This is a genomic window from Nonomuraea sp. PA05, assembly GCF_008086045.1.
GTDB classification, from domain to species: domain Bacteria; phylum Actinomycetota; class Actinomycetes; order Streptosporangiales; family Streptosporangiaceae; genus Nonomuraea; species Nonomuraea monospora.
Window position 1 is genome coordinate 550,737 of sequence record NZ_VSEY01000001.1, and the last position, 22,181, is coordinate 572,917.

The 22,181-nt window shown below is 72.7% G+C and carries 17 protein-coding genes; 14 read left to right on the forward strand and 3 right to left on the reverse strand.

The window, feature by feature from the left end; all coding sequences use genetic code 11:
- Positions 1-109 precede the first annotated feature (109 nt).
- From FXF51_RS02800 to FXF51_RS02830, 7 genes are read left to right on the forward strand one after another with little or no spacing between them, the layout of a single operon-like run.
- On the forward strand, positions 110-1,093 hold the full coding sequence (locus FXF51_RS02800) for a DUF1702 family protein (RefSeq protein WP_262379247.1): 984 nt from the start codon (positions 110-112) through the stop codon (positions 1,091-1,093).
- The gene (locus FXF51_RS02805) at positions 1,090-3,033 is read left to right on the forward strand and encodes a CRTAC1 family protein (protein ID WP_222871091.1); all 1,944 of its coding nucleotides are present in this window, start codon (positions 1,090-1,092) and stop codon (positions 3,031-3,033) included. The genes FXF51_RS02800 and FXF51_RS02805 overlap by 4 nt, the downstream gene beginning before the upstream one ends.
- 4 nt (positions 3,034-3,037) lie before the next feature.
- A complete protein-coding gene (locus tag FXF51_RS02810) occupies positions 3,038-4,012 on the forward strand; it encodes an enediyne biosynthesis protein (RefSeq protein ID WP_148432608.1) in 975 nt (324 codons plus the stop codon).
- Positions 4,009-9,726 carry a type I polyketide synthase gene (locus FXF51_RS02815; protein WP_148432609.1) on the forward strand — a complete coding sequence of 1,906 codons (5,718 nt, stop codon included), beginning with the start codon at positions 4,009-4,011 and terminating at the stop codon, positions 9,724-9,726. Before FXF51_RS02810 ends, FXF51_RS02815 begins: the two co-directional genes overlap by 4 nt.
- On the forward strand, positions 9,723-10,157 hold the full coding sequence (locus tag FXF51_RS02820) for an acyl-CoA thioesterase (protein WP_262379248.1): 435 nt from the start codon (positions 9,723-9,725) through the stop codon (positions 10,155-10,157). Before FXF51_RS02815 ends, FXF51_RS02820 begins: the two co-directional genes overlap by 4 nt.
- A 22-nt stretch (positions 10,158-10,179) precedes the next feature.
- A complete protein-coding gene (locus tag FXF51_RS02825; protein ID WP_148432610.1) occupies positions 10,180-10,710 on the forward strand; it encodes a flavin reductase family protein in 531 nt (176 codons plus the stop codon).
- 35 nt (positions 10,711-10,745) lie between these two features.
- Positions 10,746-12,083, forward strand: a complete 1,338-nt coding sequence (locus FXF51_RS02830; RefSeq protein WP_262379249.1) for a cytochrome P450 — start codon at positions 10,746-10,748, stop codon at positions 12,081-12,083.
- Between the two features lie 70 nt (positions 12,084-12,153).
- Here the strand turns inward: FXF51_RS02830 and FXF51_RS02835 are convergent, their stop codons facing one another.
- Entirely contained in the window at positions 12,154-12,918 is a 765-nt protein-coding gene (locus tag FXF51_RS02835; protein WP_148432612.1) for a helix-turn-helix domain-containing protein, read from the reverse strand.
- A gap of 420 nt (positions 12,919-13,338) precedes the next feature.
- On the opposite strand from FXF51_RS02835, the gene FXF51_RS02840 reads away from it, so the two are divergent.
- From FXF51_RS02840 to FXF51_RS02860, 5 genes are read left to right on the forward strand one after another with little or no spacing between them, the layout of a single operon-like run.
- Positions 13,339-13,842 (forward strand): SigE family RNA polymerase sigma factor, encoded by a 504-nt coding sequence (locus FXF51_RS02840; protein WP_148432613.1) that lies wholly within the window; start codon positions 13,339-13,341, stop codon positions 13,840-13,842.
- A gap of 9 nt (positions 13,843-13,851) precedes the next feature.
- Entirely contained in the window at positions 13,852-14,421 is a 570-nt protein-coding gene (locus FXF51_RS02845) for a DUF5987 family protein (RefSeq protein ID WP_148432614.1), read from the forward strand.
- The gene (locus FXF51_RS02850) at positions 14,418-16,055 is read left to right on the forward strand and encodes a GMC family oxidoreductase N-terminal domain-containing protein (RefSeq protein ID WP_148432615.1); all 1,638 of its coding nucleotides are present in this window, start codon (positions 14,418-14,420) and stop codon (positions 16,053-16,055) included. Before FXF51_RS02845 ends, FXF51_RS02850 begins: the two co-directional genes overlap by 4 nt.
- Before the next feature lie 10 nt (positions 16,056-16,065).
- The gene (locus FXF51_RS02855) at positions 16,066-17,205 is read left to right on the forward strand and encodes a carboxymuconolactone decarboxylase family protein (RefSeq protein ID WP_148432703.1); all 1,140 of its coding nucleotides are present in this window, start codon (positions 16,066-16,068) and stop codon (positions 17,203-17,205) included.
- Positions 17,202-18,008: a TIGR03084 family metal-binding protein gene (locus FXF51_RS02860; protein WP_148432616.1), complete on the forward strand. Its 807-nt coding sequence runs from the start codon at positions 17,202-17,204 to the stop codon at positions 18,006-18,008. Before FXF51_RS02855 ends, FXF51_RS02860 begins: the two co-directional genes overlap by 4 nt.
- Before the next feature lie 72 nt (positions 18,009-18,080).
- On the opposite strand, the gene FXF51_RS02865 is transcribed toward FXF51_RS02860, so the two are convergent.
- Positions 18,081-18,299 (reverse strand): EF-hand domain-containing protein, encoded by a 219-nt coding sequence (locus FXF51_RS02865; RefSeq protein ID WP_148432617.1) that lies wholly within the window; start codon positions 18,297-18,299, stop codon positions 18,081-18,083.
- A gap of 44 nt (positions 18,300-18,343) precedes the next feature.
- Positions 18,344-19,840, reverse strand: a complete 1,497-nt coding sequence (locus tag FXF51_RS02870; RefSeq protein ID WP_148432618.1) for a benzoate-CoA ligase family protein — start codon at positions 19,838-19,840, stop codon at positions 18,344-18,346.
- Between the two features lie 195 nt (positions 19,841-20,035).
- On the opposite strand from FXF51_RS02870, the gene FXF51_RS02875 reads away from it, so the two are divergent.
- Together FXF51_RS02875 and FXF51_RS02880 are read left to right on the forward strand one after the other, a co-directional pair.
- The gene (locus tag FXF51_RS02875) at positions 20,036-21,067 is read left to right on the forward strand and encodes a hypothetical protein (protein WP_148432619.1); all 1,032 of its coding nucleotides are present in this window, start codon (positions 20,036-20,038) and stop codon (positions 21,065-21,067) included.
- A gap of 92 nt (positions 21,068-21,159) precedes the next feature.
- Positions 21,160-22,146 (forward strand): LuxR C-terminal-related transcriptional regulator, encoded by a 987-nt coding sequence (locus tag FXF51_RS02880; RefSeq protein ID WP_187414133.1) that lies wholly within the window; start codon positions 21,160-21,162, stop codon positions 22,144-22,146.
- Positions 22,147-22,181 lie beyond the last annotated feature (35 nt).

Sequence of the window (22,181 nt, forward strand, 5' to 3'; positions counted from 1 at the left end):
AAAACGCCCCCTGAGCTGAGCAAATCCGGAGTTGTCCGACTGTCGGACCGGATGGGCTAATTAGTAGGGGTTTATCTGACCACAAGGTTGGAGGGCGATTTTGGCCAGTGTGTTGCGGTCACTGAGGAAGAAAATTCTGACGCCCCACATCCGGGAGACCACGCTCGAAAGGCGTGGTTTCCCGGTGAAGAACGCGGCGGCCAAAGAATTGCTGGAGACCGTCGGCGAGAGCTTTCTCGCCGGCTACGCCCACGCCGTCGAGGCCGGCAGCCTCGCCGAGGCCGAGCAGCGGCTCGAACAGGTGCCGGCGCGGTTCAAGGGCTTCGCCTACGAGGGCGCGGGCATGGGCTTGGCCGTCCTCGACTGTATGGCCTTCTCCGACCTGCGCAGGACCCGGCAGTTCCTGAGCGGCGCGGGCGACAGGCACAACTACATGATCTACGTCGGGATCGGCTGGGCCATGGCGCGGCTGCCGCGCTTCCTGTGGCCGTCGAGCCGGCGGCTCGACCCGCTGCTGCTGTGGCTCGTGCACGACGGCTACGGCTTCCACCAGGCCTACTTCCACACCCGGCGGTACGTGCACGAGCAGTACCAGGAGCCGCGCCTCTCCTGGCCCCCGGGCTACGAGAGCTACGCGGCCCGCGCCGTCGACCAGGGCATCGGCCGCGCACTGTGGTTCGTCGGCGGCACCGACGTGGACAGGGTCACCGCCCTGATCGACGGCTTCCCCGCGGCACGCAGGCCCGACCTGTACGCCGGGACCGGCCTGGCGGCCACCTACGCGGGCGGCGCTCCCGAGTCCGAGCTGCGCGAGCTGCGCCGGCGGGCCGGCGACCACGCGCCCCAGCTCGCCCAGGGCAGCGCCTTCGCCGCCGAGGCCAGGATCCGCGCCGACCTGCTGTGCCCGCACAACGAGCTGGCCGCGCAGGTGCTGTGCGGCACCAGCGCGCTGCGCGCGGCCACGCTGTGCCGGGAGACGCGGCCCTCCTCCCCGGAGGTGGCCGCCCAGCGACCCGGTGACCTGCCGGTCTACGAGACGTGGCGCGCGCGCATCGCCGACAGTCTTCACACCTTTGGAGGTGTTACCCCGTGACCGTAGTGGCCGCATGGCTGCGCAAGCAGCTCGCGGGCGTGATCGCCCTGGTCCTGATGATCGCCGTGTTCCTCGTGGGCCGCCCGACCTTCGCGTCGCAGGCCGACCGGGAGGAGCTGGCGGGCGCGTACGGCTTCGCGCCCATGAGCATCGCGATGCCGGGCGGGGCGGCCCAGCAGACGATCCGCAAGGTGAACAAGGCCTACAAGCACATCGACGCGTGGATCTCCTCGGTCGGCGCGGCCATCGCGATGAACGACCTCGACGGCAACGGCCGTGACGACGACCTCGTCATCGTGGACACCCGCACCGACAAGGTGGTCGTCACCCCCGTCCCCGGCCAGGGCGCCGCCCGCTACCAGCCGTTCGAGCTGTCCTACGGCTCCTTGCCCACCGGCGAGGCCATGGCGCCCATGGGCGCGGTGCCCGCCGACTACAACCAGGACGGCCGCACGGACCTGCTGGTGTACTGGTGGGGCCGCACGCCGACGCTGCACCTGCGGCGCTCGACCGCGACCACGCTCGGCGCGGGCGCCTTCCACGCCACCGAGCTGGTGCCCGCCTCCCGCCGCGGTGAGCTGTGGAACAGCAACGTGGCGACGGTCGCCGACTTCGACGGCGACGGCAGGCCCGACATCTTCGTCGGCAACTACTTCCCCGACGGCAGCCCGATCCTCGACAGCCGCGTCGACGGCGGCGTGGAGATGAACGACTCGCTGTCCAACGCCCTCAACGGCGGCAGGAACTACTTCTTCCGCTGGACGGCGGGCACCTCAGGCGACCAGCCCACCGCGAGCTTCACCACGCTCGACGACGTGCTGCCGTCCGACCTGTCCACGGGCTGGGAGCTCGGCGCCACCTCGGTCGACCTGGACGGCGACACGCTGCCCGAGCTGATGCTGAACAACGACTTCGGCCACGACCACCTGCTCTACAACACCTCCAGGCCCGGCTCGATCTCCTTCACCCGGGTCCAGGCCGCCCGCGGCCCCGGCGTGCCCAAGTCCAAGATCCTCGGCAACGACTCGTTCAAGGGCATGGGCTCCGACGCCGGCGACTTCAACCACGACGGCATCTACGACTTCTTCGTCAGCAACATCACCACGCCGTACGGCATCCAGGAGAGCAACTTCCAGTTCATCTCCACCGCCAAGGACAAGGCCGAGCTGCGGACCCAGCTCAGGAACGGCGGCGCGCCCTGGCAGGACCTCAGCGCCGAGCTGCGGACCGCCTGGTCCGGCTGGGGCTGGGACCCCAAGATCGAGGACTTCGACAACGACGGCGAGCTGGAGATCGTCCAGGCCACCGGCTTCGTCAAGGGCGACGTCAACCGCTGGCCGCCGCTGCAGGAGCTGGCCGCCGCCAACGACCAGGTGACCAGCAACCCCAAGTCCTGGCCCAACGTCACCAAGGGCGGCGACATCGCCGGCAGCCAGTACCTGGCGTTCTTCGCGCCGGACGGCAACGGCCGCTACGCCAACCTGTCCGAGGAGCTCGGCCTGGCCGTGCCGGTGCCCACCCGCGGCATCGCGACCGGTGACGCCGACGGCGACGGCCTGCTCGACTTCGCCGTGGCGCGGCAGTTCGACGCGCCCGTCTTCTACCGGAACACCAGCACCTCCAAGGGCGCCTTCCTCGGCCTGCGGCTCACCCATGAGGATCCCGCCGCCGCGCCCGGCACCGGCTCGCCCGTGATCGGCGCGCAGGCCACCGTCGTCACCCCCGACGGGCGCACCCACGTCGGCCGCGTGGACGGCGGCAGCGGCCACTCCGGCAAGCGCGCGCACGCCATCCACCTCGGCCTGGGCCAGAACGTGACAGGGCCGCTGAAGGTGCACCTGACCTGGCGCGACCGCACCGGCCAGCCGCGCAGCCAGGATCTGCAGCTCACCCCCGGCTGGCACGCCGTCCAGCTCGGCACGTCCGCGAAGGAGAAGTGACGACATGGCAGACAAGGCGGTCACCATCAAGCCGGGTCACGATCCCAAGGTCATCACCGCGCTGCGCAGGTTCGCCATCTCCATCACGGTGTTCAACGTCCTCGGCTACACCTGGTTCGGCTTCGAACAGCCGTGGACCTGGCCCTTCGTGGCGCTGGCCACCGGCTACACCGTGGAGATCGTGCTGGAGGTCATCGGCGCCCGCTCCGAGGGCAGGGCGCCCAGGTTCCTCGGCAACGGGCCGCGCGGCCTCATGGAGTTCCTCCTGCCGGCGCACATCACCTCGATCGCCCTCAACATGCTGACCTACGTCAACGACCAGGTGCTGGTCATGATGTTCGGCGTCGTCGTCGCCGTCGGCGCCAAGTGGGTGCTCAGAGCGCCGGTCCGCGGCCGGCTGCGGCACTTCATGAACCCCTCCAACCTCGGCATCGCGGTGATCCTGCTCATCTTCCCGTGGGCCAGCATCGCGCCGCCGTACCACTTCACCGAGAACGTCGGCAACCCGATCGACTGGATCATCCCCGCCGTCATCATCGTCGGCGGCACCATGCTCAATGGCAAGCTGACCAACCGGATGTGGCTGATCGGCGCCTGGGTGGGCGGCTACGCGCTGCAGGCGATCGTGCGCGGGCTCCTCATCGACGACATCTCCATCCTGGGCGGCCTGTCGATGATGACCGGCGTCGCGTTCATCCTCTTCACCAACTACATGATCACCGACCCCGGCACCACGCCGTCCAGGCCGCTGTCCCAGGTGGCCTTCGGCGGTGGCGTCGCCGTCGTGTACGGCCTGCTCATGGGCATGAACATCCCGTACGGGATCTTCTTCGCCACCGCGGCCGTCTGCCTGATCCGCGGCGGCTTCCTCTGGTCGCTGCACATCGTGGAGAAGGCCAGGGCGCTGGACGCCGCCAGGGTGACCGCGGCCGCCGCGCAGGCGGTCGCCGACTCACGCAGAGAGGTCGCGAAGGCATGACCAGGATCGCGATGGTCGGCATGGCCTGCCGCTACCCCGACGCCGCCTCACCCCGCGAGCTGTGGGAGAACGCCGTCGCCGGGCGCAGGGCCTTCCGCCGGCTGCCCGACGCGCGCATGCGGCTGGAGGACTACTGGGACCCCGACCCGGCCACGCCCGACACCTTCTACGCCAGGACCGCCGCGGTCATCGAGGGCTACACCTTCGACCGGATGGCGCACCGCATCGCGGGCAGCACCTACCGCTCCACCGACCTGACCCACTGGCTCGCCCTCGACATGGCCGGCCGCGCCCTGGCCGACGCCGGCTTCCCCGAGGGCGACGGGCTGCCCCGCGCCCGCACGGGCGTCGTCGTCGGCAACACGCTGACCGGCGAGTTCACCCGCGCCAACGTCATGCGGCTGCGCTGGCCGTACGTGCGGCGCACGCTCGCCGCCGCCCTGAAGGAGCAGGGCTGGGACGACGACCGGCTGGCCACGTTCCTGGCCGGCTATGAGGAGGTCTACAAGGACCCGTTCCCGCCCGTGGACGAGGACACCCTCGCAGGCGGGCTGGCCAACACGATCGCCGGCCGCATCTGCAACCACTACGACCTGCACGGCGGCGGCTACATCGTGGACGGCGCCTGCTCCTCCTCGCTGCTGTCGGTGGTCACCGCCGCCAAGGCGCTCACCGACGGCGAGCTGGACGTGGCGATCGCCGGCGGCGTGGACCTGTCCATCGACCCGTTCGAGGTGATCGGCTTCGCCAAGACGGGCGCGCTGGCCAAGGGCGAGTTCCGGCTCTACGACCGGCACTCCAACGGGTTCTGGCCAGGCGAGGGCTGCGGCATCGTGGTGCTGATGCGGGAGGCCGACGCGCGGGCCGCCGGGCACCGCGTCTACGCCACCGTCGCCGGATGGGGCATCTCCTCCGACGGCAAGGGCGGCATGACGCGCCCCGAGATCAAGGGGTACCGGCTGGCGCTCGACCGCGCCTACGAGCGGGCCGGGTTCGGCATCGAGACCGTGTCCCTGTTCGAGGGCCACGGCACCGGGACCGCCATCGGCGACGCGACGGAGCTGACCGCGCTGTCGCAGTCCAGGGCCGCCGCCGACCCGTCGGCGCCGCCGGCGGCCGTCGGCTCCATCAAGGGCATGATCGGCCACGCCAAGGCGGCGGCCGGGGTGGCGGGCCTCATCAAGGCCGCCATGGCCGTCCACGAGCAGGTGCTGCCGCCGACCATCGGCTGCGTCGACCCGCACCCCGTGCTCGCCGAGGAGCCCGCCGCGCTGCGCGTGCTGCGCCAGGCGGAGCCGTGGCCCGACGGGCGCCCGCTGCGCGCCGGCGTCACCGCCATGGGGTTCGGCGGCATCAACACGCACGTCGTGCTGGAGGCCGACGCGCCGAAACGCAGGATGTCCAGCAGGACCAGGGCGCTGGCGACCGCCCAGCAGGACGCGGAGCTGTTCCTGTTCGACGCGGCCACCCGCGAGGAGCTGCGCGGGCGCGTGGCCGAGGTGGCCGCGTTCGTGCCCGCCGTCTCCTACGCCCAGCTCGGCGACCTGGCCGGGACGCTGCGCGGCGGGCTGCGCGGCCTGCCGTACCGCGCGGCGGCCGTCGTCGCCTCGCCCGAGGACGCCGAACGGCAGCTCGGCCGGGTGCTGACCGCGCTGGACTCCGGCGAGGACGAGCTGTTCACCCCGGACGGCAAGGCGTGGCTGCGCCGCGCCTCTGCCAGGCCCCGCCTCGGCTTCCTCTTCCCCGGCCAGGGCTCGGGCCGCGGCACCGGCGGCGGCGCGCTGCGCAGGCGCCTGCCGTGCGTGGACGAGCTCTACCGGACGGCGAACCTGCCCGCCACCGGCGACATGGTGGCCACCTCGGTGGCCCAGCCGCGCATCGCCACCGGCTCCATGGCCGGGGTGCGCGCGCTGTCCGCGCTCGGCATCGAGGCGGAGGTCGGCGTCGGGCACAGCCTCGGCGAGCTGTCCGCCCTGTGCTGGGCCGGCGCGATGGACGAGGACGCGCTCCTGCGCGTCGCGGGCAAGCGCGGCCGGGCCATGGAACGGCACAGCGACTCCGGCACGATGGCCGGGCTGCGCGCCGGGCCCGAGGACGCCCAGCGGCTGATCGGCGACCTGCCCGTGGTGATCGCCGGCTACAACTCGCCCAACCAGACCGTCGTGGCCGGCCCCGTGGACGCGATCGAGCAGGTCGGGCAGGCCGCCGCCAGGCAGGGCCTCACCTGGACCAGGCTCAACGTCTCGCACGCCTTCCACTCGCCGCTGGTGGCGCCCGCCGCGCAGGCGCTCGGCGAGGCCCTGGACGGCGAGCGGTTCACGCCCCTCGCCCGCCGGGTCGTCTCCACCGTCACCGGCGCCGAGCTGAACGGCGGCACCGACGTCACCGCGCTGCTCCTGCGGCAGATCACCGCCCCCGTGCGATTCGCCCAGGCCGTGCGGGCCGCCGCCGACGGGCTCGACCTGCTCGTCGAGGTGGGCCCCGGCCGGGTGCTCAGCGGGCTGGCCGGCGAGCTGACCGACGTGCCCGCCGTCGCGCTGGAGACCGACGGCGAGTCGCTCACCGGGCTGCTCGCCGTGGTCGCCGCCGCCCACGTGAGCGGCGTGCCCGTCGCGCACGAGGAGCTGTTCCACGGCCGCCTCGTGCACCCCCTGGAGATCGGGACAGAGTTCTCGTTCTTCGCCAGCCCGGCGGAGTCCGCGCCGAAACCCTTCGTCAAGGCGGTCCCCAAGGCCGCCACGCGGGCCGCCGCCGGACAGCCCCCGCAGGAGGGCGCCAAGCGCGACGGCGAGTCCACCACGGACCTGCTGCGCCGCCTGGCCGCCGAACGCGTGGAACTGCCGCTGGAGCTGGTCACCGCGGACAGCAAGCCGCTCGACGGCCTGCACCTCAGCTCCGTCACCGTCATGCACATCCTCGACCAGGCCACCCAGCACCTCGGCATGCCCGCCGTGCAACTGCCCAACGTGGCCACCGCCACCCTGGGCGAGCTCGGCGAGGCGCTCGACAGGCTGGCGGCCCAGCCGCGCGACCGGCGGGCCCACGGTGTCGCCGCCGCGGCCACCTGGGTGCGGCCGTTCACCGTCGACCTGGACGAGCTGCCGGTGCCCCGGCGGGCGGCCGAGGAGCGGCAAGGCCGGTGGGAGCTGTTCGCGCCCGCGGGCACGGCACTCGCGCGACCGCTGAAGGAGGCTCTCGAACAGGAGAAGGTCGGTTCAGGTGTGCTGGTGTGCCTACCGCCGCACTGCGCTGCAGAGGATCTGGAGCAGGCACTGCTCGGCGCCAAGTCGGCGCTCTCGGCGGGGCCCGGCGCCCGGTTCGTCCTCGTCCAGCACGGCAGGGGAGCGGCCGGGCTGGCCAAGACGCTCCACCTGGAGGCCCCCGGGCTGCGCACTACCGTCGTGCACGTGCCGGAGACCCCCGAGCTGATCGGTCAGGTGGTCGCCGAGGTAGCCGCCACCTCGGACTTCTCGGAGGTGCACTACGACAGCGCCGGGGTGCGGCGGGTGCCCACCCTGCGCGCCATGCCCGCCGGTCAGGAACGCGAGGAGCAGCCGCTCACGGCGGACGACGTGCTGCTCGTCACCGGCGGCGGCAAGGGCATCACGGCGGAGTGCGCGATCACCATGGCGGGTGAGGTTCCGGGCGCTGCCAAGCTGCTGCTGCTCGGCCGCTCCGACCCCGCCCAGGACGAGGAGCTGGCCGCCAATCTGCGGCGGATGGCCGGCTCCGGCCTGACCGTCCACTACGCCAGGGCCGACGCCGCCGACCCCGATCAGGTACGCCAGGCCGTCGCCGCGGGAGAGCAGGCGCTCGGCCCGGTCACCGCGATCCTGCACGGCGCCGGCTACAACGCCCCCGCCGGCATCGGCAGCCTGACCCTGGACGCCTTCGCCCGCACGTTCGCCCCCAAGGTGGACGGCCTGCGCAACGTGCTCGCCGCCGTGGACCCCGGCAGGCTGCGCCTGCTGGTCACCCTGGGCAGCATCATCGGCAGGGCGGGGCTGCAGGGCGAGGCGCACTACGCCACCGCCAACGAGTGGCTGGCCGACCTCACCGCCGAGGCGGGCGCGGCCAACCCGGACACCAGGTGCCTGTGCCTGGAATGGTCGGTGTGGTCCGAGGTCGGCATGGGTGAACGCCTGTCCGTGGTCGACAAGCTGACCGAGCAGGGCATCACCCCGATCCCCGTCGAGCAGGGCGTGCGGATCATGCGCAGGCTCGTCACCGACCCCGCGGTCGAGGGCGTCGTGGTGATCAGCGGGCGCACCGAGGGCGTCGGCACCGTCCGGCGCGACGAGCCCGAGCTGCCGCTGCTGCGCTTCGTCGGCACCCCGCTGATCCGCTACCACGGGGTGGAGCTGGTCAGCGAGGTCGAGCTGAACGCCGGCACCGACCTCTACCTGGCCGACCACCTGCTCGACGGGAACCTGCTGTTCCCCGCCGTGATCGGCATGGAGGCCATGAGCCAGGTGGCCTGCGCCGCCACCGGCCGTCAGGAGGCGCCGGTCATCGAACGGGCCGCGTTCTCCCGGCCGATCATCGTGCCGCCCGGGTCGAGCACCACCCTCAGGATCGCCGCCGCCGCCACCGGCGACGACACGGTGGCCGTCACCATCCGCAGCGCGGAGACCGGCTTCGAGGTCGACCACTTCAGCGCCGAACTCCGCTTCGACGCCGGGCCCGCCCCCGAGGGCCCGCCCGGCCAGATCCCGGACGGGCTGCCCCCTGTCGCCCTCGACCCCGACACCGACCTGTACGGGCAGGTGCTCTTCCAGGGCAGCCGCTTCCAGCGGCTGCGCCGCTACCACCGGGCGGCGGCCCGCCACGTGGACGCCGACCTCGCCGTGGAGCGGGACGGCTCCTGGTTCGCCGGATACCTGCCGGGCGACCTGCTGCTCGGCGACCCCGGCATGCGGGACGCGCTCATGCACGGCAACCAGGTGTGCGTGCCCGACGCCACGCTCCTGCCCACCGGCATCGACCGGGTGCGCCCCGGCGGGGCCGCGCTGGACGACCTCGACGAGGTGCGGTATTGCGCGGCCGAGCGGAGCAGGGACGGCGACACCTACGTGTACGACATCGCGGTCCGCACCAAGACCGGTGACCTCGTGGAGCGCTGGGAGGGGCTGCGGCTGCAGGCCGTGCGCAAGCAGGACGGCCGCGGGCCGTGGGCCGCGGCGCTGCTGGGGCCGTACGTCGAGAGGCGGCTCGGGGATCTGGTCGGCGCGAGTGTCGCGGTCGTCGCGGAACCCGGCGACGAGCTGACGGAGCTGGCGCGGCAGCGGCTGCACGACGCGCCGGCGGGTGGCAGCGCGCTGGCTCACATACCCGGTCTGACGTTCTGCGTCGCCGGTGCCGGGACGGTGGCCTGCGCCGTCACACCGGTCGGCGAGGCAGCGCAAGGGCCGGTCGGCGCCGAGCCGCAGGAGCCGGCCGGCGTGGCGGAGGCCGCGTACACGGCGCTCGCCGAGCGGATCGCCACGCAGGCGGGGGAGAGCGGCGACGTCGCCGCGGCCCGCGTCCGCGCCGCGACCGCCTGCCTGCGCGACGCCGGGCTTTCCGCGCCCGGTGCGCCGGAGGCGCGTGCGGGCTCCGGCGACGGCTGGGTGGTCCTGGACACGCCGGACGCCCGCATCGCGACCCTCGCGACCACCGTGCGCGGCCTCGACGCCCCCGTGGTGGTCGCGGTACTCACCGAAGGGCGGTCATGACCATGGACAAGTACTTCGAGTATCGCCACACGGTGGGTTTCGAGGAGACCAACCTGGTGGGCAACGTCTACTACGTCAACTACCTGCGCTGGCAGGGCAGATGCAGGGAGATCTTCCTCAAGGAGTGCGCCCCCGAGGTGCTCGCCGACCTCCAGGACGACCTCAAGCTGTTCACCCTCAAGGTCGACTGCGAGTTCTTCGCCGAGATCACCGCCTTCGACGAGCTGTCGATCAGGATGCGCCTGATCGAGCTCGCCCAGACCCAGCTCGAGTTCGGCTTCGACTACGTGCGTGTCGGCCCGGGCGACGGGGAACTGCTCGTCGCCCGCGGCCGGCAGCGGGTCGCCTGCATGCGGGGCCCGAACACCAGGACCGTCCCGTCGAGGGTGCCGCCGGCTCTGGTGGGCGCGCTCGAACCGTACGCCGCCTAGACGCCGATCACAGGAGGTCAGCGTGCACGTCTCCTCATCAACCGCACTGACCGAGAGTGTGACCGACGCCGCGGCGTTGCGTCACGCGTTCGGCGCCTTCGCCACCGGCGTGACCGTGGTGACGACGGGCGGTCCGGTCCCTCACGCCATGACGGCCAACTCCTTCACCTCTGTCTCGCTCGACCCGCCGCTGCTGCTGATCTGCGTGGCGAAGTCGGCGAGCATGCACAGGTTCCTCGACGGAAGCTCGTTCTTCGGCGTGTCGGTGCTGGCCGCCCACCAGGAGGCCGAGGCCAGGCACTTCGCCAACCGCTACCGCGAGACGGGCGCCGCCCAGTTCGCCGCGGTGGACGTGGTGCCCGGCGAGCTCACGGACGTGCCGCTGATCGCGGACGCTGCCGTGTGCTTCGAGTGCGACCTGTGGCGCACCTACGACGGCGGCGACCACACGATCTTCCTCGGCAAGGTGCTGTCGATGCGGCAGCGTCCGGGCAGCGACGGGCTGCTGGTCTACCGGGGCAGGTTCGCCTCGCTCGAACAGGCCGCGGCGTGATGGCCGTTCAGACTCGACCGGCGGCGCCGGCACGCGTGCGTGCCACGCCGCCGGGCCCGCCGCTGTGGGCCGGGCCCGCCCTGTTCAGGCAGCTCGTCTCGGACCGGCTGGGCATGCTGTCCGGCGCCGTGGCCAGGTACGGCGACGCCGTCAGGCTCACCATCGGCCCGAAGAGCCTGTACCTGTTCAACCACCCCGACCACGCCAAGCACGTGCTGGCCGACAACAACGCCGGCTACCGCAAGGGCCTCGGCCTGTCCGAGGCCAGGCGGGTGCTCGGCGACGGGCTGCTGACCAGCCACGGCCAGGTGTGGCGCGACCAGCGCAAGGCGATCCAGCCGCTGTTCCAGAACAAGCGGCTGGCCAGGCAGGACACGGCCGTCGCCGAGGAGACGGGCAGGCTGGTGGCCAGGCTGCGCGCGCACGCCGGCGGCGGGCCCGTGGACGTGGCGCACGAGATGACCGCGCTGACGCTCGGCGTGCTCGGGCGGACGCTGCTGGAGGCCGACCTCGGCGCGTACGAGTCCATCGGGCACGGCTTCGAGGGTGTCCAGGACCAGGCGATGTTCGAGATGGTGACGCTGGGCGCGGTGCCGCTGTGGCTGCCGCTCCCGCTGCACCTGCGCTTCCGCCGCTCGCGCCGCGAGCTGCACCGGGTCGTGGACGCCCTGGTCGCCCACCGGATCGAGCATCCGACCGGCGGGGAGGACCTGCTGTCCCGCCTGATCGCCGCCGCCGGGCGTGCGCCCGACCCGCGGATGGGCCGCGACCGGCTGCGCGCCGAGCTGATCACGATCCTGCTGGCCGGGCACGAGACCACCGCGAGCACGCTGTCGTGGGCCTTCCACCTGCTGGACCGCCATCCGGACGTGCGCGAGCGGCTGCGCGAGGAGGCCGTCTCCGTGCTGGGGGACCGGCCGCCGACCGTGGACGACCTGCCGAGGCTCACCTACACCACCATGGTGCTGGAGGAGGTCATGCGGCTCTACCCGCCGGTGTGGGCGCTGACCCGGGTGGCGGTGACGGGCGACGAGGTGGGCGGGTACCGGGTGCCCGCCGGGGCGGACGTGCTGATCAGCCCGTACACGCTGCACCGGCATCCGGCGTGGTGGCCGGACCCGGAGCGGTTCGACCCCGGCAGGTTCGCGCCGGGCGCGCGCTCCGACCGGCCCAGGTACGCCTACATCCCGTTCGGCGCCGGCCCGAGGTTCTGCGTCGGCAGCCACCTGGGGATGATGGAGGCCGTGTTCGTGCTGGCGTCGGTGGCGCGCGAGCTGCGGCTGACGAGCCTGCCGGGGCGGCCGGCGGTGCCCGAGGCGATGCTGTCGCTACGGGTGCGCGGCGGGCTGCCGATGACCGTCGAAGTCCTGTAGAAGCGCTGAAAAAAGGGCCGCGAGCGGTGATCTCTCACCGCTCGCGGCCCCTGCGCGTCCGTGGTCGCCTTCACCCGGTGTCCTCCTGCCACGCGGCCAGCACGTCGCCCAGGGCGAGCAGGTGCGGCGGGTCGAAGCTGCCCATCGGCCTGAGCGTGAGGTCGGCCCGGTGGCTGCCGCCGCCGGCGCCGACCGCGATGGGGCCGCGGCGCGCCACGCACAGCGAGACGTCGCTGGCGGGCGGCAGGTTGACGGCTTCGTCGCAGCCGTCGGCCACCGACTGGGCCAGCAGGTACCAGTGCCCCGCGGGCACGTCGTCCATGACGAACGGGCCGGGCCGGCTGAGCACCGTGTAGCTGGCGGGCTTGCCCTCCAGGAGCTGCCCGGTGAACATCCCGGCGAAGACCGGCCGGTCGGGCAGCGGCGAGATGACCGTGCCGTGCACGGTGGCGGTGCCGCCGCCCCGCGACCGGCTCGCCCCGCCCACCGAGCTCATCCTCGGCACGCCCAGGACCTGGCGGTACCGGCTGGGGGACAGGCCGACGCTCCGCGTGAACCGGCTGCTGAACGTGCCGACGCTGGAGTAGCCGACCTGATGGCTGATGTAGGCGATGTTCAGCGAGGTCGAGGCGAGCAGCCGCTTGGCCTCGCGCAGCCGCACGGCCGACAGGAACCGGCCTGGTGACAGCCCCGTGACCCGCTGGAACACCCGTGAGAAGTGGAACTTGCTGAACATCGCGGTGTGCGCCATGTCGTCGATCGTCAGTTGCTCACCGAAGTTCTGCTGAATGTCGTCGATCACTCGCATGACCGCTCGTTCGATGACGTCGTCCATGTGGCCTCCCGCTTCCGGATCGGCCGGCGATGCGCGTTTTCCGGATCCCCGTCGATAAATTCGCTTCGGTGGTACACGCGCTGGGACCGGGTTAATGCTGCACGGTTCGCGAAACTATTTCGAAGAAAAGTCGCGACGGCTTTCCTTGCAAAACCCTGTTGATTGTTGTCAACTGTCGTGAGGAGGCCGGAGCGAGGCGGGGGGCCACGCGGGCGACCAAGGGAATCGGCCATCCTTCGAGCGTACGAGCGCCTCGGCCGCGAGCCGGCGGGGAGGCGGCGGAATTAGGGGTGCCGCGACCGAGAATAGGGGTGCCCGCTCGAATAAGGGCGCCGGGCGCGCGGATAGGGGTTGTGCCGCAAAGTACGCCGATCGATTCTCTGAATATCGACCGACGGCGGAAACCGGGGAGCGAACATTATGGCCGAAGGGCGGGGCGAACAAGAATTCACGCGCTTCGTCCAGCAGACCAGGCCCGCACTGCGGCGCATCGCGTACGCGCTGTCCGACGACTGGTACGAGGCGGACGACCTGGTCCAGCGGACGCTCATGACGATCTTCCTGCGCTGGCCGGAGCTCGAACGGCGGGACAGGATGGCGCCCTACGCGCGCCGTGTCATGACGCGGCTGCTCATCAGCGACCGCAGATCGTCGCGGTGGACCAGGGAGGTCCTGTTCGGCGTGCCGCCCGAGGCCGGCGCCGCCCACGACCCCTACGTCCCGGTGAGCCAGCGCATGATGCTGCGGGACGCGCTGGCCAGGCTCGGCCCCCGCCAGCGCGCCACCATCTTCCTGCGCTTCTGGGAGGACCGCAGCGTGGAGGAGACCGCGCGGGTCCTGGGCAACGAGTCATCCACGGTACGCAGCCAGACCGTCCGCGCGCTGAACACCCTGAGGGACGCGCTGGACGCCTCATCCACGTAAGGAAGGCCCATGAGCGCACAGCTCTCCACGGACCACGAGACGATGGTCACCACGCTCGAGGCGTTCGCCGACACGATCATCCCCGGCGCCAAGCGCTCCGGCCAGGACAGGGCGGTGGCCGGCGCGAGCCCCACCGGCGGCGCGGTGGCCGCGGGCGCGATGGAGCTGATCACCTGGGACGCCACCGGCATCCACGCGAGCCTGGACGGCTACGCCCGCGCACTGAACGAGCACGCGCGCGAGCACGCCGGGCAGCACGGGCTCGACCTGGACGGGGACGTCCCGCCGTTCGTGGCGCTGGACTTCGAGCAGCGCACCGCCCTGGTCCGCGTGCTCACCGCGCCCGGCCACCCCGACAAGGCGCTGTGGGTGCTGCTGTCCCTGTTCTGCTACATGGCCTATGACTCGGCCGCGCACACCGGCACCGTCGCCGCGCTGGAGGCCGGGCACCCGGGCCTGACCTCCATGCGGCTGGCCCGGCCGGACCCGGACGGCCTGTGGCGCTTCCGCGCCTGGTCGTACGGCAGGCAGCTCGCCGACCTCCACCCCGGCACCACCGACACAGGGAGTCCCGCATGAACAGCGTCGAGCGCACCGACGTGCTCGTGGTCGGCACCGGCTTCGGCGGCGCGATCACCGCCTACCACCTGGCCGCCGGCGGGGCCGACGTGGTCATGCTGGAGCGCGGCCCGTGGCTGACCGCCGACGAGTACGACCACGACTTCAAGCTCGGCTCGTCCTACACGCGGATCTTCGACTTCACGGTCGGCGACGGGATGAGCGTGCTCGGCGGCAACTGCGTGGGCGGCGGCAGCGTCGTCTACTTCGCCGCGATGCCGCGCGCGCCCCGCTTCGTGTTCGACCGGCGCGGCAGCATCAACCGGCGCATGTGGCCGTCGTCGATCACCCGCGACACGCTCGACCCCTGGTACGACCGCGTCGCCGAGTCGATCGCGATCACCCGGCAGGGCTGGGACGACGTCTCCTACTCCGGCGGGCTGTGGGCCGCCGCCTGCCGGCACGCCGGCCGCACCGCCAACCCCGTCCCCGCCGCCGTGGACACCGCCGCCTGCGTCAACTGCAACTGGATGATGGCCGGCTGCCGCTTCGACGCCAAGCAGTCGCTGCTGCTCAACTACCTGCCCGCCGCGCTCGCCCACGGGGCGCGCATCAGGCCGCTGCACGAGGTGCAGAGCATCGCCAAGAGCCCGGACGGCGGCTACCGCGTGCACTACAAGCTCGTGGACGCCGAGGACTACCGGATCACGGCCGGCGAGGGCAGCATCGACGCCAAGGTCGTCGTGCTCGCGGCGGGCGCCGCCGCCACGCCCGTCATCCTGCAGCGCAGCGCCGCCGGACTCGGCCCGATGCCGCACGCCGTCGGACGCTACTTCTCCGGCAACGGCGAACGCCTCAACACCGCCGTGCTGAACGAGGACCGGGTCCGCGAGGTGCTCGGCCTGGAGCTCGATCCGGCGGCGTTCCAGATCGGCAAGGGGCCCACGGTGGCCAACTGGGACCGGCTGGACGGCTCGCTGCCCGAATACACCCGCTTCTCCCTCGAACAGCTCTACTTCCCGCCCGGCCTCGGCACCATCCTCGCGCTGACCGGCGGCCAGGACCCGCGCTGGTTCGGCCTGGACAAGAAGGAACTGCTCAGCCACTGGCAGAAGTGGCTGATCATCTTCCAGATGATCGAGGACGACAACGAGGGCGTCTTCGGCCCGCCGCCCGCGCGCGGCAACGCCGACCGGGTCTCCCAGCAGATGCTCGGGCTCGGCACGCTCAGCTACAAGCCGACGCTCAACACGCAGGCCGCCTGGGCGATGGCCGACGCCGAGTGCAAGGACATCCTCGAACGCGACGGCCTGGCCAGCGTCACGCCGTGGACCAACGACCTGGTCGGCGCGTACACGGTGCACCCGCTGGCCTCCTGCCGCATCGGCGACGACCCGCGCACCTCCGCCCTCGACGACCGGCACGAGCTGCGCGGCCACCCGGGCATCTTCGTCACCGACGGCTCCGCCGTGCCCGGCGCGCTCACCGTGAACCCGGCCATGACCATCTCCGCCCTCGCCGAACGCGCCGTGCCCGCCATCGTCCGCGCGGCCCGCGAACGCGGGGTGGACGTCACCTACGGCGCGCCCGCGCCCGGCGGCTCGACCACCGGCCGGCGCGGCACCGCGCCGCTGGTGCCCGCCCTGGGAGGGTGACGTGGGCCGGATGCTCGCCCTCGCGACGGCGCGCGGCGTGCTCGCCCAGGTGCGCCACGTGTCCCCGGTGCCGCCGCGCGCGGCACACGGGCTCGTGGCGCGGGTGTACGCGCAGCTCGTCCGGGACTTCGGCATGGCCGCCCCGCCCGTCCTGCTGCACTCGCCCGCGCCCGAGGTGCTGGCGGCCTGCTGGGTGATGCTGCGCGAGTCGCTGCTGTGCGGGGGTGCCGCCGAGCGGGTGGTCAAGGAGGTGGTGGCGAGCGAGGTCTCGGCCGCCAACGCCTGCCCGTACTGCGTGGACGTGCACCGCGCCACGTTGCGCGGCCTGCCGGGGCACGACGACCCCCGGCTCGCGTCCGTGGCGGCCTGGGCCCGCGCCATGGGCGGCGGGGGAGCGGCGGCAGGACTGTCCTGCGTACCTGACACGAGCCTCGTCGCCGTGGCCGTCACCTTCCACTACCTCAACCGGATGGTGGCGGTGTTCCTCGGCGACTCGCCGCTGCCGCCCGAGTTGCCCCGCCGCGCCCGCGGCCCCGCGCTGCGCCTGTTCGGCCGGATCATGAGCCCGGCCGCGCGCAGGACGCCGCCGCCCGGTCTGTCGCTGCCGCTGCTGCCGGCCGCTCCCGTGCCGCCGGACCTGGCGTGGGCGGGCACCGGCCGCCTCGCCGACGCGTTCGCCAGGGCGTCGGCCGCCATCGAGACGGCCGGGCAGCGCTCGGTGCCCGCCCCGGTCCGCACGCTGGTCACGGAACGGCTCGCGGCATGGGACGGCGGCCCGCCCGCCATGCCTTCGGGCAGCGGCCCGCCCGCCATGCCTTCGGGCAGCGACCCGGCCGCTTCGGTGAACGGCCCGCCCCTCCTCAAGCTGGTCGGCCCGCCGAGCCGCGCCTGGGCCACCGAGGCGGCGGCGGGCCTGCCGCCGAGCCTCCGCCCCGCCGCCACGCTGGCCCTCCTGACCGCGCTGGCCCCCTACCAGGTCGACGACGGCACCATCGCGGCCTACCGCAGCACCCGGAGCGGCGGCCACGACGACCGCACGCTCATCGAGCTCACCGCGTGGGCGAGCCTGTCAGCCGCGCGCCGCGTCGCCGACCGGCTCCCCACGCTCACCCCAGTCAACGCTTCATCGGTGGAAAGGACGGACCCGTGAGCGAACTCGACGCCGTACTCGGCGACCTGGCCTCGGACGGCGACCAGCTCGACAGCCTGGTGGCAGGACTCGAACCGGCCCAGTGGCAGTTGCCCACCCCCGCGCCGGGATGGACGATCGCCGACCAGATCGCGCACCTGACGTTCGTGTTCCGGCTGGCCGCCACGGCGGCCACGGACGCCGCGGCCTTCGAGAACCTGACGAAGGACGCGCAGCACAACTTCGACGGCGCGGTGAACGCCGCGCTCAAGGCCTTCGCCGGCGACACCCCCGCCACCCTGCTGACCAAGTGGCGCGCCCAGCGCTCCGCCGCCGTCAGCGGGCTCGCCTCGGTGCCGGCGGATCAGACGGTGCCGTGGCTGGTCAACCCGCTGCCGCCGATCGTGCTCGCGTGCGCGGGCATCATGGAGCAGTTCGCGCACGGCCAGGACATCGCCGATGCGCTCGGGGTGTCGCTCCGGCGCGGCGACAGCCTGCGGCACCTGGTGGTGTTCGCGGTGCTCACGAAGGACTTCGGCTACCTGTCGCGGGGCGAGACCCCGCCGGGCGCCGAGTTCCGCTTCGAGATCACCGGGCCTGGCGGCGAGCTGTGGGCGTACGGGCCCGAGGACGCGGAGCAGCGCGTCAGCGGGCTCGCCGAGGACTTCTGCCTGCTGGTGACCCGGCGCAGGCACCGCGCCGACGTCGCGGTCACCGCGGTGGGCGAGGAGGCCGACCGGTGGCTGGACATCGCCCAGGCCTACCGCGGCCCCGCGGGCGCAGGACGGCGTCCCGGCCAGTTCCCGCGCAGGAGCGCGGCCTGAGAAGCGTGTGTCCCGGCCGGGTCCCGCGCGGGAGCCCGGCCTGAGGGACGCGCCCGCGGCGGCGGGCGCTCGTCACTTGTGCCAGGCGACCAGGAACTCCGCCAGTGAGATGCGCCCGTCCACGTCGCCGTCGTGCTCGTCCGACACCTTGAAGATCGAGTCGAGCTCGGCGGCGGTGACCTCCTCGCCGCGCGACCTCATCGCGAGCACGAACTCCTCGCGCGTGATGTAGCCGTCGCTGTCGCGGTCGAACTCCTTGAACGCGGCAGTCGGCTCGTCCAGATCCGGCATGGGGCGACCTCTTCACTCGGGGGGTGTGACTACAGGGACGGATTCTAGGCGGCCAGAGCACGGCGATCGACCTTGCCGTTGGCCGTCTGCGGCAGTCCGGGCACGAGCGTGATCTCCCTGGGATACTTGTGCGGCGCCAGCCTGCCCCGCACGTACGCCTTCAACTCCTCCGCGGACACCGGCGCGGTGGCCACCACGTAGGCGCGCGGCCTGCTCAAACCCCCTGACTGCTCGCCCACCACCACGCACTCCGACACCGCCTCGTGCGTCAGCAGGCAGTTCTCGATCTCGGCGGGCGCGATCCACACCCCGCCCACCTTCAGCATGTCGTCGGCCCTGCCGTGGAAGCGGTAGAACCCGTCGGCGTCCCTGCTGACCAGGTCACCGGACAGCACGGTGCGCTCGCGGACGAACGTGCCCGCCGACTTGACCGGCTCCTGCCAGTACTCCGTCGCCACCGTGTCGCCCGTGACCTCCAACCGGCCCACCTCGCCGTCGCTCACCCGCGCGCCGTGCTCGTCCACCACCCTGGCCGAATACCCGGGCACCAGCTCGCCCAGCGTGCCAGGACGCACGCGCCCGGGCCGGTTGGACAGATAGATGTGGTAGGCCTCCGAGGAGCCGATGCCGTCGATCACCTCCACCCCGAACGTGTCGAGCCAGCGCCGGTGCAGCTCGGGAGGCAGCGGCTCGCCCGCCGACGTGCACAGCCGCAGGCAGCTCAGGTCCTGGCGGGCGGCGCCGGGGTGGGCCAGCATCGCGCTCATCATGGTCGGCACGTTCACCAGGATCGTCGGGCGGTGCTCGGCGATCAGCTCGAAGATCGTCTCGGCCCTGCTCCGCTCGGGGAAGACCACGCCCGCGGCGCCCGCGCCGAACGGGAACAGCGCGGCCAGGTCGCGGGCGTAGCCGAAGAACAGCTTCGGCACCGGTAGCACGACGTCGTCCTCGCGGATGCCCAGCACGCCGCGCGCGTACCACTCGAAGCTGCGGTGCGGGCTGCGCGCGGGCAGCACGCAGGCACGCGGCGCCCCCGTGCTGCCGGTGGTGAACTTCCAGATCGCCGGGTCCTCAGGCCCGACGGGGACGGGGTCGAGCCTGTCGGACTGGGCGCCGACGAGCGTGTCGAAGTGGTGCTCGCCGGAGCGCGGCCCGCCGCGCGGGTATCCCGTCACCAGCAGGCTGGTCGCGCCGGCGGCGCGCAGGTTGTCCAGGACGGCCGGGTCGGCCAGGACGACCTTGGGCTTGGTGTAGTCGACGAAGTAGCGGTAGTCCTTGGGCCGCAGGTAGGTGTAGACCTCGGCGGTGATCGCGCCGATCTGCTGCGCGCCGTACCAGGTGGCGACGAACTCGGCGCCGTCGCCCGCCGCGATGAGCACCCGGTCGCCGCGCCGCACGCCGAGCGCGCGCAGCGCGTTCCCGGCCCGGGCGGCCAGCGACCGCAGCTCGCCGTAGCTGATCGGGCCCGCGCGGGTGATGAGCGCGGTCGCGTCCGCCCGGCCCGCGCCGAGGAACCGTGTGGTGATGTTGTAGGAGTCCATGTCTCCACGGTGCACGCGGGCACCGGCGCGGGGACAGCGGCGGGCCGGGCAGCAACCTGGGCGTGCCTGGCAGGTTGCTGTCAGCGGCGGGCTTCTCTGCGATTGCTCGATCAGGGGCGGCACGTTGACTGCCGTGGCGGGCGCCACCTGTACTGAAGGCACGCAGGCTTTCCTGTACCCGGCTGAGGAGTGGCAATGGCGTCGGTGCCCGCAGGCTCGTGGTCGACCGCCGGAGTGGACGAGGTGGTCGACTGCCTGGGCGGCGCCGTTCACCTGGCCTACGCGGAGGCCGCCGGCGAAGGGGGCGCGGACGTGGCGGTGATCGTGGCCGGCTTCTCCGGTCACGAGGCCCGCACGCGCGCCCGCGCCCGAGCCAGGGCGGAGGCCGTGCGCGCCCTGTGCGAGCCGTCCGGGGCCGGGCGGCCGTCCAGGAGCGCGGGCGGGCGCGCCGCCGCCAAGGAGCTGCGGCTGGACGACTTCGTCGGCGACCCGCCCGGGAGCACGGGCGTCACCGTGCCGGGCGTGGGCCTGCTGACCGGCAACCGCTACCTGCTGCCCGCCGAGGTCGTCTGGCTGGACCGGCAGGAGTGCGGCGTCGAACCGGCCACCAGCGGGGTGGTCGGCCACGGCGTCCCGGAGGCGATCGCGGAGATCTTCGCCCACGACGTGGTCGCGCGCTGGTGGGCCGATCCGCGCCGCCCGCTGCTGCGGGTCTCCGAGCAGCTCGACCGGCTGCTGCCGCCGGGGGTGATGGACGCGGCGGCAGGCCTGGGCCTGCGGGTGTCGGCGTTCGTGCTGTCGGCCCAGGACGCCAGCGTCGCCCTGGTGACCGTCGGCGGGGACGCGGGCGCGCTGGCCGTCGCCGCCGACCGCACCGTGAAGTCGGCGGTGAGCGAGGCGTTCCTGCTCGCCATGGCGTCCAGGGCGCAGCCGTGGCACACGCTGCCGCTACCCGACTCGATGCGGCGCTTCGCGGTGTGGCACCGCGAGGGCGACTACGCCGCCTACCTGGAGGGCATGGCCGTCGAGGCCGACACGTCGCTGGTGCACGAGCTGGGCGGGCTGCGCCCGGCGAGCTGGCCGGAGATCGCCGCCCACCGGTTCGGCCACGAGCCCGTCGCGGTGGAGCCAGGGACGCCCGGCCAGGTGGCCAAGGTGGTCTGTCCCGGCGCGGCCTGCTACCGGGCCACCCGCTCGGCCACCGTCCTGCCCTGCCCGATCCCTTAGGGTCCCCGCACACAGCACGATGCGAGGGGACGCGCGGCCGCCGGGCACCGATGATGGTGCCACGAGCTCCATGTGCAGGCAGGAGGTGCGCGATGGATCTCTCGGTCATTGGCATCACCCCGCAGGCGGAACAGGTATACCGCTTCTTCCTCAAGCACAAGGGCGAGGGCGTCGGCTCCGTGCCGGAGGCGCTCGGCATGGACCCCGACACGGTCGAGGAGGCCGTGGACCTGCTCAGCAGGCTGTCCATGCTGGACCTCACCGACCGCTACCGCGTCACCGCCACCGACCCGCGCGTCGCCATCGAACGCCTGGTCGAGCAGCGCATGGAGGAGCTGAACGCGGAGATTCGCCGGGTGTTCAGCGCCCGCGACGCCATTTCCTCCTTCCAGGACGACAAGCGGGAGGGCGACAAGGTCGCCGCCGTCCTCGACATCGAACGGGTGGAGGACGGAGCACGCGTCCGTCAGCGCCTGGACGACCTGGCGTTCTTCTGTTACAAGGAGACGCTCTGCCTGCATCCCGGCGGCCCGTTCACCGAGGTGATGATCGAGTCGGCGCTGCCGCTCGACCAGCGGTCGCTGCGCCGCGGGCTGGCGCTCAAGCAGATCTTCCACCCGAAGGCGGTCGAGGACCCGCGCATGGTGTCCTACCTGCGTGAGCTGGTCAACCTCGGCGCGGAGATCCGCATCACCGAGGAGCACATGGACCGCATGCTGATGTACGACCGCAGCGTGGCCGTCGTGCCCATCGACCCCTCGCACCACTCCGCAGGAGCGCTGCTGGTGCGCGAGCCGGGGCTGATCTCGCAGCTCTACATCTACTTCGAGGGCCTGTGGAAGGGCGCCGTGGACCTGCGCCGCCACCTCGACCCGCAGGAGGAGGAGCCGGCGCTGTCGCAGATGGAGCAGCGCATCCTCACCGTGATGGCGACGGCCGACAAGGACGAGATCGCCGCCCGCGAGCTCGACATCTCCGTACGCACCTACCGCCGCTACGTGGCCGACCTCATGGCCAGGCTCGGCGCGGCCAACCGCTTCCAGGCGGCGCTGCGGGCGAAGGAGGAGAACTGGATCTGACGGCCCGGTCCGGCACACCAAGAGGTGACACCCAG